Raw genomic sequence first — 14,859 nt, 5'->3', positions numbered from 1 at the left:
ACAGTCAGGCACGGACAGCGCCGGTGCGGTCAATTTCGATGCCGCGCCGGCGCGGCACAACAACCACGTCAACGGGTTCTGAAACCACCATGCCCATCTCCATCCGAAACCGACTACTCATCCTGGCGCTCTTGCCGGTCATCCTGATGGCCGTCGCACTGTTCTTTACCGTCCGCTACCAGACCGGCCAGTTGGTCGACAGTGAAATGGCGAGCGTCGAATCGAGCGTCACCGACCTGCAGCGCAAGGAACTCAAGGAGCTGATGGACATGACCTACGCGTCCATCAAGCACATCTACGAGAACGGCGGCTCCCTGGACGATGCCCTGCCGATCCTGCGCAACCTGAAGTTCGGCGACAGCGGCTACATTTTCGGTTACACGGACGACGGCAAGCGCGTGCTGCTGGGCCAGTCGGACAAGGGCCTTGGCGAGAATTTCTGGGACCTCCAGGATAAGCGGGGCAACTACCTGGTGCGCGGGCTGGTGAACGCCGCCAAAAATGGGGACGGGTACTACACCTACTGGTTCCCGCGCCCGGGCAAGGACGACTCAGAAGCCGAACCGAAGGAGTCCTACTCCATCTACCTGGATCGCTGGGGCATCATGCTGGGCACGGGCTTCTACCTGGACGACGTGTCCACCGTGCTGAACAGCCTGTCCGAGGCGGGCCGCAGCAGCGTGCAGGCCAGCAACGCCACGTTCGCCGGTATCGCCGCCCTGGTGGTGATCCTGGCCGGCATCATCGGCTACGCCATCAGCCTGACCATCAGCCGGCCCATCGCCAGCATTTCCCGATCGGTGGAGCAGCTCTCGGCCGGCGACGCCGACCTGACGACCCGGGTCACGGTCAACGACCGCTTCGAACTGGGGCAACTGGCGGAGCACATCAACACCTTCATGGCCCTGCTCGCGGGCCTGATCCAGGACGTAAAGAAAAACTCCGCCCTCACCCACCAGAACGCCGAGACCATTACCCGGCACACCACCGCGCTGTCCCGGCTGGTCAGCGATCAGGACGCGGAAACCGACCAGGTCGCCACCGCGGTGACCGAGATGACGTCGGCCGCCAGCGAGATTTCGGCCAGTGCCGCCAGTGCCGCCAGCTCCGCTTCCGAGGCCTCCAAGGAGACCACCCGCTCGAAGGAAATCATCGCCAACGCCGCGGCCGAGATGAACGCCCTGAACAACGACATCGGCGCCTCGGCCTATGAGGTTGAGGAAGTGGGCAAAGGGGTGGATTCCATCAACACCGTGATCCAGGTGATCAATGCGATTGCCGAGCAGACCAACCTGCTCGCCCTGAACGCGGCCATTGAGGCGGCCCGGGCCGGCGAGCACGGTCGGGGCTTCTCGGTGGTGGCGGATGAAGTCCGCAACCTGGCCCAGAAGACCCAGAAGAGCACCGAGGAAATCGCCAACACCATCACCGACCTCACCAAAAAAGCGTCCGCAGCGGTACAGTCCATCCGCACCTCCACCGAGCGCAGCGGCAAGGCGCTGAGCGCGAATCAGGAGGCGGTGGAAGCCATTGAACGGGTGGTCGACGCCATCGGCCAGATCAATCAGATGAACGAGCAGGTGGCGTCCGCCTCCGAGGAACAGACCAGCGTCTGCGAAGACATTACCCAGCGGCTGGTGACCATCTCCGACAAATCCAAGGAAACCAGCGAGAAGGGCCGCGAGAGCAATGTCTCGGCGGAAACCCTGCTCGCTAACGCCGAGGCCCTGTCGACCCTTGTGGAGCGGTTCCGCACCGGCTGAGGTTCAGGCGGCGAACGCCTGATCGGCCCCCAGCAGCAGCGTCAGATAATGGTGGGCGGCGTTGCGGCTGCGGGTCTGGTAAAGCACGGCGCCATCCGCGAGCCGCACTTCAAAATAGCCCGGCGAGAGGTAGCCGGTCTCATCCGTCTGGCCAATGGCCAGCAACTCGACCGCCTCCCCTTGCCAGAGCGTCTGAACCGCAACGGATCGGAGAACATCATTCATCGCCGACACTGTGGCACCTTCGTTTGCTGAGCGGGGTGGATCTCATCCTGAGGTGGGGCAGCGGGCCTGGGCAGACCGCGACCGGCTCGTCCGTGATGGGGCCCTATACCAACAGGTCAGCGTTACCGTTTCGTGAAGGCACTGGCTCGCTCAGCTCTCGCTGATACCGCGTCCGCCACCACCTCCACGGCATTCCGACCCCGAGCCTTGGCGCGGTACAGCGCTTCATCGGCCTGCCGGATGGCCTCGTCCAGAGACACGTCAAATCCGGGGGCCAGCCAGCAGACACCCACCGAACAGGTCACAATACCCGGCGCCGGCGCCTGCTCGTTGGCAACCGCCTGGCCCCGCCAGTAACGCAGCAGTTCCAGAGCCTTGCGCTCGCAGGTATCAAGGCCAAGCCCCGACACCACCACGAGGAATTCCTCCCCGCCGTAACGGCCGATCACGTCTCCCGCCCGCTGGAACACCGACGCCAGGGTTCGGCCCTGATCCGCGATGATCCGGTCGCCCGCCTGGTGGCCGTATCCGTCGTTGAACTGCTTGAAATGATCAATATCCAGCATGAACACGCCCACGCTCTGGCCGGATCGCTGGGCGACCGACAACAGGGCGCCGGCATCGTCCATGAGCGCCCGCCGGTTCAGCAGCCCCGTAAGAGGATCGGTGGTGCTCAGGGCAACCAACTGCTCGTTGGCGCTCTGGAGCTGGTGCATCAGGGAATCAATGCCGTACCGGCCAATCACACCGATAAACAGGGAGCCGACGACAAACCCGTTGGCGATGGCCGTGCGGTCACCGTAGATCGGCAGGGCCGCCGTCAGCGCGATAAACCCGATGGAGCTGACCAGCATCAGGGCCAGGGCGTAGCGAAACGACAGCCCGATGACAAAGAAACCGAAAAAGGCGTAGAGCAGGGTCCCCTCGTAGGGAAAGTTGAATGAGGCCTTCACCCAGCACTGATAAATCAGCCCGTAGTTCGCGTATGTCAGCCCGACGATGGTGAGCAGCACCGCCACCGGCCAGAATCGGTGAAAGGCAGAATGAAAGCTGAAGGCCAGCAGCGCCAGCACCAGGGGCAACTGAATGGCCAGCCGGTTAAACACATAGACATCGTGCAACCGGGCAGGCAGCAGCTCGAGATCGGCGATCATGAACAGCAGAATGAGCGCGGCGCCAATCAGCACCGACAGCCGGGTGCGGCCAATGGGCATGGCCGGGTCGGCCAACCCCTTCGAGACCTTGATGAACACGTCCTGACACCCCCGGGGTCGCTCGACGACGGCCAAGACACCGTCAATCGTTTCGGTTCTTGTTATTGGTTCCCGTGATCATCGCACTGACGCCCGTTCCGGGCAACGGCGCTCCTGACCTCCAGGCCCGGGGAATATCTGGCGCGCCAGAGGCCTCGCGGGCGCCATAGGTAGTTCTGGGTAATTGCACCCCGGAACAGCCTGCCGTTCAATGGCGCCATTCCGGCTCCCATGGCCGGCCCCAGGGTTAGAAGGAATCTACCGATGTTAATGCCTTTGATTGCCATCGTCGCCGGACTCGCACTGCTGGTCTGGAGCGCCGATCGGTTTGTGGATGGCTCAGCAGCCGCGGCCCGGCACTTTGGCATGCCGCCGCTGCTGATCGGCATGATTGTCGTGGGCTTTGGCACCTCCGCACCGGAGATGGTTGTCTCAGCGCTCGCCGCCTCCCAGGGCAATCCGGGGCTGGCGCTGGGTAACGCCTATGGCTCGAACATCACCAATATTGCGCTGATCCTGGGGATTACCGCGCTGATGGCTCCCATCGCCGTGCACTCCCAGGTCATGCGAAAAGAGCTCCCGGTGCTGACTCTGGTGACCCTGGGCGCTGCCTGGCAGTTGCTGGACGGTTGGCTGAGCCGCTGGGATGCGGTGAGCCTGATGGTCGTGTTTGCCGCGCTGCTGGGATGGAGCATCTGGACCGGCCGGTCCAGGCCGGACGACGCCCTGGCCGCCGACATAGGCGACGAACTGGCGGCCCACCCCATGCCGCTGCGGCCGGCCCTGTTCTGGCTGGTGACTGGGCTGGTGCTGCTGATTCTGAGTTCGCGCCTGCTGGTTTGGGGCGCGGTGGCAGTGGCCCACGGTTTTGGCGTCAGTGATCTGTTCATCGGCCTGACCATTGTCGCGGTAGGCACGTCCCTGCCGGAGCTGGCGTCGTCGATTCTGGCCGCCCGAAAAGGCGAGCACGACCTGGCCCTGGGCAACATTCTGGGTTCCAACCTGTTCAACACCCTGGCGGTGGTAGGTATCGCCGGATTGATCCATCCGATGCGGGTACCCGACGACATTCTGGTGCGGGACCTGCCGGTGATGACCGCCCTGACCCTGGCATTGTTCGTCATCGGCTACGGGTTCCGCGGGCCGGGGCGCATCAATCGCGTCGAAGGCGGCCTGTTGCTGGCCACCTTCATCGGGTACACGGGCTATCTGGCAGCAACCGCCTTCTGAACAGCAGCCGGCGCGCCCAGGGCCAGTGACAGAGCCAGAAACACGCAGGCAGCCATGGTGCCGACGATGGCCAACAGGGACTCACCGAAGATCACCGTGGAGAGCGCGCTGATCAGCCCGGCAACGGTAAACTGGGTGGCCCCCAGCATGGCGGCGGCGGTGCCGCTCAGGTGGGGAAAGAACTCCAGGGCGTTGGCCATGCTGTTCGGCACAATCGCCCCCATACAGCCCACGCTGGCGATGATGCAGGCGGCGACTGCCCACACCGGCAGGCCGGCCCAACTGACCAGAACGAGGGCCGAAATCGCCAGCGCCTGCACCGCCACAACCGCCCGCAGGATTGTCACGGATTCAAAACGCTGAAGGAGCCAGCGGTTGAGCAGGTTCAACGTCGCCATCAGCGCGATATTGGCCGCAAATAGTGCCGAGAAGGCGCTGCGGCTTAGCTCGAACCAGTCCTGATAGATGTAGGACGCGTTGGTGATGAACACCAGCATGGCACTGAAGCACAGAGACTGGAGCCCGATGAAACGCATGGTCACCGGGTGCCGGAGAACCAGCGAGTAATTGGTCACCAGCGTACTCAGCGGGGTCCGCACCGGCGCCCTCACCGGCAGCCGACGGAACAGGGCCAGATTAAGCACGAGCGCCAGCAGCACGGCGTAGCCCGACAGGGTCCAGAAGATCGCCGGCCAGTCCGCGATGGCCAGCATCAGGGAGCCCATCGAGGGCGCCAGCGCCGGCGCAATGAACATCACCAGGCCGATCATGCCGAACAGCCGGGCGGCGTCCTGCCCACTGGTCTGGTCCCGCACGATCGCCGGCACGGACACCGCACAGAAGGCGCCGCCAATGCCCTGGATCAACCGCCAGCCCATCATCTCGTGCAGGCTCTGGCACTGGGACACCATCAGGGAGGCGCCGGCGAACACGGTCAGGCCCGCCATCAGGATCAGCCGCCGGCCGTAGCGGTCAGACAGCGGCCCGCCCACAAGCTGCGCCAGCCCCAGGGAGGCCACGTACGCGCTCAGGGTCAAGCCCACCTGGCCGTGGGCGATGCCCAGGGTGCCGGCAATGCTGGGAAACGCCGGAAGGTACGCGTCCAGGGCCAGTGGACCGAGGGCCACGGTCATGCCCAACAGAATCGCAAGTTGAAAGTGCGGCAAGATCAACGACTCCGGAAACAGGATAGAAAGGCCTGGGACTTGGCAGGCCTGAATTTGTTAGTTTACGATCAAAACCGTGGAGTCTATCACCCTCTATCAGCCCACGTACCGATTCAAACCTTCGGATTACCGGAACCCGTCACTATGACCCTGACCGTCTGGCTCACCTTCCTTATGGCTGCCCTGCTGATCAGCCTGTCCCCCGGCGCCGGCGCCGTGAACTCCATGAGCAATGGCCTGCGCTTTGGCCTGCGGCGGTCGGCGTCGGTCATCCTTGGCCAACAGGTCGGCTATGGCCTGCAGATTGTGATGGTGGGGGCCGGTCTGGGCGCGCTGGTGGCATCCTCCACGACCGCACTCATGGTGATCAAGTGGGCCGGGGTAGCCTACCTGATCTGGCTCGGTATTCAGAAGTGGCGGGAGCCCGTTATCGCCGCAGGCAGTGAGGATGCACCCGCCGCCAGCCACCGCCAGCAATTCTGGAACGGCGTACTGGTGAATCTCACCAACCCCAAGGCGACGGTATTTCTGATTGCCCTGTTCCCCCAGTTTCTGTCCGCCGGCGCGCCCCAGGGTCCACAACTGGCCACCATGGGCGCCACCCTGATTCTGGTGGATTGCGTGGTGATGTCCGGCTACGCGCTGCTGGCCAGCAAGCTGTTCCGGTTCATGACCACCCCCGCCCGCCAGCGGCAGATGAACCGCCTGTTTGGCAGCCTGTTTGTGACCGCCGCCGTGGTTCTGGCGAGCTTCAAGCGGACCGCCTGAGACGGGGTCGGGCGACCGGTCCAGCAGGACCGGCGTCAGCGTTCGCCATTCAGTTCAGAATGCATTCCCGGCTGTAAGCCTGGCTGGCTTCCCGGCGCTGTTGCCGCAGGCGGTTGCCCTGGGACACGCTGTACCCGGCTCGCAGGCGGCTCTGGATGCGGGCCAAGCGTTTGCGGTAGCCGTCGCAGGTGGCTTGTTGAGCCTCGCGGCTCGGGCCAGCCGACGTGCGCCCGGTGCCCTTGGGGCGGGCCAGCAGGCCCTCCACCGAACGGCGGGTGGCACTGACCCGGCGGGACTGCCCCAGGTTATCGGACATCGGCACCACCGAGGGTGCGTTCAGTTCAATGGCCGTCGCCGGCACCGCGGCCTGGCCGCTGCCCGGGCGGGGTGGCTGGTCGGAGAAATGCACCGCGCCGGAGGCATCGGTCCATTGATAGATCGCACTGAGTGCGGCGGGGGAAAACAGCAGGCAAAACACGGCGGGCGCCAGCGTCCTTGGCAACATGGTCCACATCCTGTGGTTTTTGAATGAGCGGGCAGTATAGCGGCCAGGGCGACCCGGGGAAAACGCCTGGGCTCCGCCAAAAAAAAGAAGGGGGCGGAACGCATCCTGCGCCCGCCCCCGGGTCCGGGGTCAGCCGGAATTCAGGTGATCAAAACGCGTTTACCGGTCCAGCAGCTCAATCCAGTGCTGCACGGGCACCTGGGCCTTGGTCTCCAGATGCATCTGGCAGCCGATGTTGGCCGTGACGATGCGGTCCGGATTGTCGATGGTCAGGGCCTTAAGCTTGTTGGCCAGCAGCTTCTGGCTCATCTCCGGCTGGGTCACCGAATAGGTGCCGGCCGAGCCGCAGCACAGGTGTTTGTCTTTGGTCTGTGCCAGCTCAACGCCGGCGCGGGTCAGCACCTGCTCCACCACGCCGCTCTGCTTCATCGCGTGCTGCAGCGTGCAGGGGCAATGGAACGCCACCTTGCCAGGGCTCTGGGCCACCTTCAGGGGCTCCAGGTCCTGTTTGAGCAGGAACGCCCCCAGGTCAATGCACAGTTCGCTGACTTTCGCCGCCCGAGCCGCATAGGCCGGATCGTCCTTCAGTAGGTGGCCGTAGTCCTGCACCATGGCGCCACAGCCGGACGCGGTCATGATGATGGCTTCGGCACCCGCTTCAATAGCCGGCCACCAGGCGTCGATGTTCTGGCGCATCCGCTCCAGGCCTTTCTCGTGCTCGGACAGGTGATAGTTCACCGCGCCACAGCAGCCGGCCTCCGGCGCCTCGACCATGGTGATGCCCAGACGATCCAGCACTCGTGCGGCCGCCGCGTTGGTGTTGGGCGTGGCGGACGGCTGGACGCAGCCAGCCAGGGCCAGCACCACCCGGTTATGGCTGCCCGCCGGCCAGGGCCGTGCCGTCTTGGCCGGCGGCACCTTGGTGCGCAGGGCGCCGGGTAGGATCGGGCGGAACGTCTGGCCCAGTTTCAGCAGGAAACCAAACAGCCGACGGTTGGGGATGACCCGGGCCAGCGCCCAGCGCAGCCATTTGTCCTTCGGCGCACGGGGCAGCTCTTTTTCAATCAGGCCCCGGCTGATGTCTACCAGGCGACCGTACTGGACGCCCGACGGGCAGGTGGTCTCACAGCTGCGGCAGGTCAGGCAACGGTCCAGGTGATCCCGGGTTTTCTCCGTGATCTCCTGCCCCTCCAGGAACATCTTCATCAGGTAGATGCGGCCACGGGGGCCGTCACGCTCGTCGTTCAGCTCCTGATAGGTCGGGCAGGTGGCCGTGCAGAAACCGCAGTGCACGCAGGCCCGCAGAATGGATTCGGCCTCCTGACCTTCGGCGGTATTGGCAAATTGTTGAACGAGATTCGTCTGCATGATTACAACCAGCGATAGAGACGGCCGGGATTAAACAGGCCGTCAGGATCAAACGAGGATTTCACCCGGCGCTGAATCGCCTTGAGGGCGTCCGGCTGGGTCGGGAACACCTCGGCGGAGCGGTCGCCGCCCCGGAACAGGCTGACCTGTCCGCCCGCGCGCCGGGCGATCGGCTCCAGGTCGGTCATGGTGGCCGGTCCCCGGTACCAGCGCTGGGCGCCGGCCCAATCCACCAGCCACTGCCCGTCCAGCTCCGGCAAGTCCGCCGTGGCGCCTACGGAGAACCGCCACAGGGGCGAGTCTGTGTCCGCCAGCATCGGGTGCTGAAAATCCCGGACCTGCTGCCAGAAGGCATCGGCGTCCGCCAGAACCTCACCGGACCATTTCTGGGCCGTGGCATCGACGGCAGACCGGGCGCCGGACAGACGCAGGTACACCTTGCCGTCCCACCAGCAGGCGCCACTGATGGGCTTGGGCTCACCGGCCCGCCGGTTCATGTAGGGAATGGCCTCCGCCAGGGACATCTCCTCCACCAGAGTGACGGTGGCGGCGGGTTTCGGCAGCACCTTCAGGCTGATCTCGGTAATCACGCCCAGGGTGCCCATGGCACCGGCCTGGAGCCGGGAGACGTCGTAGCCGGCGACGTTTTTCATCACCTGCCCGCCAAAGCGCAGGTGCTCGCCCTTACCGTTCAGCAGGCGCACACCGAGCACCTGGTCCCGCACTGAACCGGTCCAGGGCCGTGCCGGGCCGGACAGGTTCGCCGCCAGGGTACCGCCAATGGTGGTGGCATCGCCAAAACGCGGCGGTTCAAAGTGCAGGCACTGGCCCTGTTCGGCCAGCACCGCGTCGATCTCCGTCAGAGTGGTGCCGGCGCGAACGGTCAGTACCAGTTCCACCGGATGGTATTCCACCACGCCGGTGTGTTCGGCCAGGCTGAGGGTATCCGCATCGGCGTCGGCGTCACGGCCGAGGAAGGCCTTGGTGCCACCGCCAACGATGTTCAGCTTGCGCCCGTTGCTGCGGGCCTGGAGCACTTGCTCCTGCAACGATTGGGTCAGATCAGCCATGGGCAGCGTCCGTGGGTTCCGGTTGAGAGGGTTGAGGCGGCTGTTTGTGGTCGATGGACCGGTATTCCTGGCAGAACCGGAGCGTGGGCACGCCCTTGCCCGGGTTCAGGATACCGGTGGGATCGAACGCGGCCTTGACGTCGTGGAACTGCTGGAGTTCCTCGTCGTTGAACTGCACCGCCATCTGCCGGATCTTCTCGACGCCAACACCGTGCTCGCCGGTAATACAGCCACCGACCTTGACGCACAGCTCCAGGATGCTGCTGCCGAACGCCTCGGTTTTTTCGAACTCACCGGGCACGTTCGCATCGAACAGAATCAGCGGGTGCAGGTTGCCGTCGCCGGCGTGGAACACGTTGGCCACCCGCAGGCCGTAGTGATCGGACATCTTTTCCATTTCCAGCAGCACATGCGCCAGGTAACGGCGCGGAATGGTGCCGTCCATGCAGTAGTAGTCCGGGGAAATCCGGCCCACCGCCGGGAACGCGGCCTTGCGGCCTTTCCACAGCAGCGCGCGCTCTTCCTCGCTCTGGGAGGTGCGGATGGAGGTGGCGCCGAGGCGCTGGAACAGCCCCTCCACGGCGGCAATGTGCTCGTCCACTTCCTCTTCGGTGCCGTCCACTTCGCACAGCAGCAACGCCTTGGCATCCCGCGGGTAGCCCGCGTGCACGAAGTCTTCGGCGGCAACAATGGCGTGGCTGTCCATCATTTCCAGGCCACCGGGGATAATACCCTCGGAAATCACCGAGCCCACGGCGTCGCCGGCGTTTTCGATGTTATCAAAACCCGCCATGATCACCCGGGCCACTTCCGGCTTGGGCAGCAGCTTGACGGTCACTTCCGTGACCACGCCGAGCAGGCCTTCGGAGCCGGTGAACAGGGCCAGCAAATCCATGCCCGCGCTGTCGAGGCCGGCGCTGCCCAGGGTGACCAGTTCTCCCTCGGCGGTCACCAGTTGCACGCTCATCAGGTTGTGAACGGTCAGGCCGTATTTGAGGCAGTGCACGCCGCCGGAGTTCTCGGCCACGTTACCGCCAATCGTGCAGGCAATCTGCGACGACGGGTCCGGGCCGTAGTACAGGCCGTACTGAGCCGCCTCCTCGCTGATGGCGAGGTTGCGCACCCCCGGCTGCAGGCGCGCGGTCCGGGCCAGCGGATCGACCTTCAGGATCTGGTTGAACTTGGCCATGGACAGCACCACCCCTTCCTTGTGGGGCATGGCACCCGCGCACAGGCCGGTGCCTGCGCCACGGGCCACCACCGGCACGTCGTTGTCGTGGCAGATGCGCATCACCCGCTGCACCTGCTCCACGGTTTCCGGCAGCACCACCAGCATGGGCATCTCGCGGTACATGGCCAGACCGTCGCACTCGTAGGGCTTGAGGGTCTCGTCGTCCGTGATCACGTAGTCCGGGTCGATAAACGACCGGAACTGTTCTGCCAGCTGGGCCTTGCTGGCCTTGGCCTTGGTATTCATAAGCGGTTACTTGCGTTGGGATTCAAAATGGTCGAGGCCGGCCTGGGCGCAGTCCATATCCTGCTGGGGCGTGCCCGAGCTGATACCGATGCCCCCGACCACCTCACCGTCGACGATCACCGGCAGGCCGCCGCCCACGGAGCTGATGCGCCCGCCCACTTCGGTGTGGATGCCAAACGCCAGGCTGCCGGGTACGTTCACCTTGTTGTAATCGTGGGTGGCCTTTTTGGCCGCCGCGGCGGTGAACGCCTTGTCCTGGGCTATGGTCACGCTGGTGATCTTGCCACCGTCCATGCGCTCGAACGCAATCAGGTTGCCAGACTCGTCCACGATGGCGATGCACATGGGCACACCGATCTCGCGGGCTTTCTGCGCGGCGCCTTCAATCAGAATGCGGGCGTCGGCAATGTCCAGCCGGTTGATCGTCAACATAGTCAGTTACTCCTCTTGTTTAACCGTAAACCAGGTTCGGCAGCCAGGTGACAATCCCCGGGATCAGGATGCACAGGAACAGGCCGAATGCCTGGATCGCCAGGAACACCAGCGACGATTTGAAAATGGTACCCATGGAGATTTCCGGGGGGCAAACGCCGCGGATGTAGAACAGCGCGTACCCAAACGGTGGACTCAGGAACGACATCTGCATGTTCACCAGGTACAGCACGCCGAACCAGAGCACCACGTCGTCACCCGGAACCGCCGGGAAACCGAACAGGCCGGGGAACTCGAGCGCCTGGACGATGGGGATGAAGATGGGCACCGCCAGCAGCAGGATGCCGACCCAGTCCAGGAACATGCCCAGGACCACCAGCAGCAGCATCAGCAGGAACAGGATGCCATAGGCGTGCAGGCCGGTGCCAAGGATGGACCGGGTGATGAAGTCCTGGCCGCCCTGAAGGATGTAGAAGCCCACGAACACGGAGGCACCGAACATGATCCACAGCACCATGGCGGACGCCTTGGCGGTGGTCACGGAGGCATCCCGCAGGGTCGCGACACTGAACACCTTGTGCTTCATGGCCACCAGGATCGCACCGAAGGAGCCGATACCGGCGGCTTCCACCGGGGTGGCGATACCGCCGAACAGCAGGCCCAGCACCAGGAACACCAGGATCAGCGGGGCGATCAGGTCTTTCAGCAAACCCATTTTCTGCTTGAAGCTGATCCGGTCTTCCTTGGCAATGGGCGGGCCCAGCTGCGGGTTGATGGTGGAGCGGATCCACACGTAGAACACGTAAAGACTGGACAGCAGGATGCCCGGGATTACCGAGCCCAGGTACAGCTCACCCACCGACTGCTGGGCCACCACCGCGTACAGGATGGCCAGGATCGACGGCGGAATCAGGATACCCAGGGTGCCGCCCGCCATGATCGAGCCCAGGGCGATCTTATGATCGTACCCGCGCTTGAGCATCGCCGGCAGGGCGATAATGCCCATGGTCACCACAGCCGCGCCGATAACGCCGACCATGGCCGCCAGGATGGTGGAGGCCAGAATGGTGGCAATGGCCAGGCCGCCACCGACGCCGCCCATCCACTTGTAGACCACGTTGAACATCTCTTCGATCAGGCCCGCCCGTTCGAGCATGGACGCCATGAAGATGAACAGCGGTATCGCCGCCAGGTCCGAGTTGGTCATCATCGGGAAGATACGGCTGGGGATGATGTTGAGCATCATGCCGTCGCCCACCAGGTAGATGAACGCCACCCCGAGACCGCCGGTGACGAACGCCAGCGGCAGGCCCGCCATCAGGGCCACCAGCAGGGAGCCGAACATCAGGTAGGTCAGCGTGCCGATGTCCACACCGGCAAGGCTTCCGGCCAGCTTGAACAGGAAGTGGTCGTCGCTGTACGGGTCGTAGAACAGGATGTTGATGAATTCAACACACATCACGAAGCCCAGGGCCACCGTGGCGATGATCATCAGCCAGGTGCCGAGTTTGCCCCGCAGGTTGGTGCCGTCGCCGGCTTTGGAAACAGTTGTCGTCGCACTCATGCTTGCGGCTCCCGGCCAAGCTTCACGAACAGGGCGATGTCCTTGATCAGTTTGGACAGGCCCGCCAGGGTAATCAGCACGGCGCCCAGCAGCATCATGGCCTTCACCGGCCAGTACTGGATGCCCCAGGTCTCCACCGTACGCTCATCCATGCCGTAGGAATCCTTGAAGAAGGTCCAGGCGGTGATGGCCAGGGCGATGGAGAACATGAAAAAGAACATGGAAGTAAAAATATCCATGCCCACCCGGCCGCGCACCGGCAGCAGGTTGTACACCACGTCTACCCGAACGTGAGCGCCGTGGAGCATGGCATAGGCGCCGGCCAGCAGGTATTGCATGCCGAACAGCAGGTAGCTGGCTTCATGCACCCAGATGGTTGGCATGTTGAAGATGTAGCGCATGGTCACTTCGAAGAAGTAGAACACCACCGCGTTCACCGTCCAGAAGGCAATGAAGAGACCGGACTTTTCACTGAACCAGTCGATCACCCGGGTCAGCCCGTTCTGGTAATCCGACTGAATCGTCTTGGAGATCTCCGCCTCGATCTGCTGAAGCTTTTCGTTGGCCTCAGCGTTCTTGTCCATGGCCTGAACGCCCCGCTTGGACGCCCGGCGGTCCAAGGCGATCATGATCAACGGCATGATGGCCAGCCAGCCCCAGTAGAACCAGTGCGGCAGCACGAAACCGAAGTCACTTAAATCAGACATAGCGTCACCATTTCAGTCGCAACGCGGGGAAGGGAGAGAGCCCTGTTTTGCAGGCGCTCCCTGCCCTTCCCCGCGGTTTATTGTTGTTGATTGAAGCGATTACATTTCTTTCTTGGCGGCTTCCAGGTCTTCCTTGCTCACGTAGCCCACCAGGTCGTTCATCATGTAGTCCAGCTCAAGCTGGAACACGGCCTTGGCGTCCTCATCCTTGTTGGCCCACTCGTACCAGATGGGAATGGCGGCACGGCGGAACTTCTGGAGGTCTTCCTGGCTCAGACGGGTAACGGTGTTGCCGTCGGCCTTGAACTTCTCCATGGCTTCCACGTTACGCTTCTGGATGGTCAGGTAGTGCTTCTGGGAGTAGATCCGCAGCTCGTCCTCAACCAACTGCTGGAGTTTCGGATCCAGCGCGTTCCAGGCCCGCAGGTTCACGGTCAGGTCCATCAGGTCCACCGGCTGGTAGATGGACATCACACCAGGAGGTCCAAACAGGATGTACTTGGTGACCTGGGAGAAGCCCAGCTCGTAGTTCACCGCCGGGCCTACGAAGTCGGCCGCGTCGATGGTACCTTTCTCCAGCGCCGGGAAGATGTCAGAACCCGGCAGGCTCACGGAGGACACGCCGAACTGCTGGAACACTTCCGCCACCATGCCGCCGGGCAGACGGATCTTCATGCCCTTGAGGTCATCCAGGCTGTTGACCGGCTTCTTGGAGTGGATGATGTTGGCGTCGTGCTGGATCGGGCCCACGTAGAACAGGCCGTACTTCTTGTATATTTCCCGGGTCTTTTCCAACAGGCCCAGGGAGTAGAACATGGTGTCCCACTGGGCGGGCTGGTCCGGACCGGCCGGGTAGGAGGTCAGGAACACAGAGGCCGGAATCTTGCCGGACCAGTACAGGGTGAACGGGTTCATGCCCTGCAGTACACCGTTGCGAACGGCGTCGAACAGCGCGTTGTTGTCAGCGGCGACGGCTTTGGCCGGGTAGGGTTTGAAAATCAGTTCGCCGTTGGATTTTTCCTTGATGCTGTTACACCACTCTTCGAACAGGGTGTAACCCACCGTGCCGGCGTCCCACACCGACTGGATTTTCCAGGTCGTGGCTGCCTGGGCCTGGCCGGCACCGAACAGCATCGCGCCCGCAAGGGCGGCGCCGGTCACCGCGGTTTTCAGGAAGCGACGACGGGGCGCAGCGCTCTCGCCCGAGTCACTGTGTTTACGCGTCTTTATTATGGAAATCATTGAGACGTCTCCGTAAGCGTTGTTTTTATGTCAGCGTCAGAGCAACACCGGCCGCGCCGGTATCCGGTAAAATATTCGTCGCCAATCGC

At 63.5% G+C, this 14,859-nt stretch carries 14 protein-coding genes; 3 read left to right on the top strand and 11 right to left on the bottom strand.

Annotated elements, in window-relative coordinates:
• Positions 1 to 89 precede the first annotated feature (89 nt).
• Positions 90 to 1,763, top strand: coding sequence for a methyl-accepting chemotaxis protein (locus tag V3388_RS02330; RefSeq protein ID WP_336365906.1), 1,674 nt, complete (start codon positions 90 to 92; stop codon positions 1,761 to 1,763).
• Between the two features lie 3 nt (positions 1,764 to 1,766).
• Here the strand turns inward: V3388_RS02330 and V3388_RS02325 are convergent, their stop codons facing one another.
• Entirely contained in the window at positions 1,767 to 1,988 is a 222-nt protein-coding gene (locus V3388_RS02325) for a hypothetical protein (RefSeq protein ID WP_336365905.1), read from the bottom strand.
• 122 nt (positions 1,989 to 2,110) lie between these two features.
• A complete protein-coding gene (locus V3388_RS02320) occupies positions 2,111 to 3,241 on the bottom strand; it encodes a GGDEF domain-containing protein (RefSeq protein ID WP_336365904.1) in 1,131 nt (376 codons plus the stop codon).
• Positions 3,242 to 3,505: 264 nt separating this feature from the next.
• Between V3388_RS02320 and V3388_RS02315 the strand changes: the two genes are divergently transcribed.
• The gene (locus V3388_RS02315) at positions 3,506 to 4,471 is read left to right on the top strand and encodes a calcium/sodium antiporter (protein ID WP_336365903.1); all 966 of its coding nucleotides are present in this window, start codon (positions 3,506 to 3,508) and stop codon (positions 4,469 to 4,471) included.
• Here V3388_RS02315 and V3388_RS02310 read toward each other — a convergent pair.
• Positions 4,447 to 5,637: a multidrug effflux MFS transporter gene (locus V3388_RS02310; protein ID WP_336365902.1), complete on the bottom strand. Its 1,191-nt coding sequence runs from the start codon at positions 5,635 to 5,637 to the stop codon at positions 4,447 to 4,449. The two genes, V3388_RS02315 and V3388_RS02310, sit on opposite strands and share 25 nt — an antisense overlap.
• 144 nt (positions 5,638 to 5,781) lie before the next feature.
• On the opposite strand from V3388_RS02310, the gene rhtB reads away from it, so the two are divergent.
• Positions 5,782 to 6,405, top strand: coding sequence for a homoserine/homoserine lactone efflux protein (rhtB, locus tag V3388_RS02305; RefSeq protein ID WP_336365901.1), 624 nt, complete (start codon positions 5,782 to 5,784; stop codon positions 6,403 to 6,405).
• A 49-nt stretch (positions 6,406 to 6,454) separates the two neighbouring features.
• On the opposite strand, the gene V3388_RS02300 is transcribed toward rhtB, so the two are convergent.
• The 8 genes from V3388_RS02300 to dctP all read right to left on the bottom strand — a co-directional run bounded on the left by V3388_RS02300 (position 6,455) and on the right by dctP (position 14,770).
• Entirely contained in the window at positions 6,455 to 6,910 is a 456-nt protein-coding gene (locus V3388_RS02300; RefSeq protein WP_336365900.1) for a DUF4124 domain-containing protein, read from the bottom strand.
• A gap of 159 nt (positions 6,911 to 7,069) precedes the next feature.
• Positions 7,070 to 8,278, bottom strand: a complete 1,209-nt coding sequence (gene glcF / locus V3388_RS02295; protein WP_336365899.1) for a glycolate oxidase subunit GlcF — start codon at positions 8,276 to 8,278, stop codon at positions 7,070 to 7,072.
• A 2-nt stretch (positions 8,279 to 8,280) separates the two neighbouring features.
• Positions 8,281 to 9,348, bottom strand: coding sequence for a glycolate oxidase subunit GlcE (gene glcE / locus V3388_RS02290; protein WP_336365898.1), 1,068 nt, complete (start codon positions 9,346 to 9,348; stop codon positions 8,281 to 8,283).
• Positions 9,341 to 10,825: an FAD-linked oxidase C-terminal domain-containing protein gene (locus V3388_RS02285; protein WP_336365897.1), complete on the bottom strand. Its 1,485-nt coding sequence runs from the start codon at positions 10,823 to 10,825 to the stop codon at positions 9,341 to 9,343. The genes glcE and V3388_RS02285 overlap by 8 nt, the downstream gene beginning before the upstream one ends.
• A 6-nt stretch (positions 10,826 to 10,831) precedes the next feature.
• Positions 10,832 to 11,257: a GlcG/HbpS family heme-binding protein gene (locus tag V3388_RS02280; RefSeq protein WP_336365896.1), complete on the bottom strand. Its 426-nt coding sequence runs from the start codon at positions 11,255 to 11,257 to the stop codon at positions 10,832 to 10,834.
• 19 nt (positions 11,258 to 11,276) lie between these two features.
• A complete protein-coding gene (locus tag V3388_RS02275; protein WP_336365895.1) occupies positions 11,277 to 12,821 on the bottom strand; it encodes a TRAP transporter large permease in 1,545 nt (514 codons plus the stop codon).
• The gene (locus V3388_RS02270) at positions 12,818 to 13,528 is read right to left on the bottom strand and encodes a TRAP transporter small permease subunit (RefSeq protein ID WP_336365894.1); all 711 of its coding nucleotides are present in this window, start codon (positions 13,526 to 13,528) and stop codon (positions 12,818 to 12,820) included. The genes V3388_RS02275 and V3388_RS02270 overlap by 4 nt, the downstream gene beginning before the upstream one ends.
• A 99-nt stretch (positions 13,529 to 13,627) precedes the next feature.
• Positions 13,628 to 14,770 (bottom strand): TRAP transporter substrate-binding protein DctP, encoded by a 1,143-nt coding sequence (dctP, locus tag V3388_RS02265; protein WP_336365893.1) that lies wholly within the window; start codon positions 14,768 to 14,770, stop codon positions 13,628 to 13,630.
• Positions 14,771 to 14,859: the final 89 nt, after the last annotated feature.

Source organism: Marinobacter sp. C2H3 (assembly GCF_037080155.1).
GTDB lineage: Bacteria > Pseudomonadota > Gammaproteobacteria > Pseudomonadales > Oleiphilaceae > Marinobacter.
This window is presented reverse-complemented; position numbering and strand designations above follow the sequence as displayed.

Excerpts from the sequence above, each read along its gene's own strand:
- dctP (WP_336365893.1), bottom strand. The coding sequence starts at position 14,770 with ATGATTTCCATAATAAAGACGCGTAAACACAGTGACTCGGGCGAGAGC.
- glcE (WP_336365898.1), bottom strand. The coding sequence starts at position 9,348 with ATGGCTGATCTGACCCAATCGTTGCAGGAGCAAGTGCTCCAGGCCCGC.
- V3388_RS02325 (WP_336365905.1), bottom strand. The coding sequence starts at position 1,988 with ATGAATGATGTTCTCCGATCCGTTGCGGTTCAGACGCTCTGGCAAGGG.
- V3388_RS02285 (WP_336365897.1), bottom strand. The coding sequence starts at position 10,825 with ATGAATACCAAGGCCAAGGCCAGCAAGGCCCAGCTGGCAGAACAGTTC.
- V3388_RS02315 (WP_336365903.1), top strand. The coding sequence starts at position 3,506 with ATGTTAATGCCTTTGATTGCCATCGTCGCCGGACTCGCACTGCTGGTC.
- rhtB (WP_336365901.1), top strand. The coding sequence starts at position 5,782 with ATGACCCTGACCGTCTGGCTCACCTTCCTTATGGCTGCCCTGCTGATC.
- V3388_RS02330 (WP_336365906.1), top strand. The coding sequence starts at position 90 with ATGCCCATCTCCATCCGAAACCGACTACTCATCCTGGCGCTCTTGCCG.
- V3388_RS02275 (WP_336365895.1), bottom strand. The coding sequence starts at position 12,821 with ATGAGTGCGACGACAACTGTTTCCAAAGCCGGCGACGGCACCAACCTG.
- V3388_RS02270 (WP_336365894.1), bottom strand. The coding sequence starts at position 13,528 with ATGTCTGATTTAAGTGACTTCGGTTTCGTGCTGCCGCACTGGTTCTAC.
- V3388_RS02300 (WP_336365900.1), bottom strand. The coding sequence starts at position 6,910 with ATGTTGCCAAGGACGCTGGCGCCCGCCGTGTTTTGCCTGCTGTTTTCC.
- V3388_RS02280 (WP_336365896.1), bottom strand. The coding sequence starts at position 11,257 with ATGTTGACGATCAACCGGCTGGACATTGCCGACGCCCGCATTCTGATT.
- glcF (WP_336365899.1), bottom strand. The coding sequence starts at position 8,278 with ATGCAGACGAATCTCGTTCAACAATTTGCCAATACCGCCGAAGGTCAG.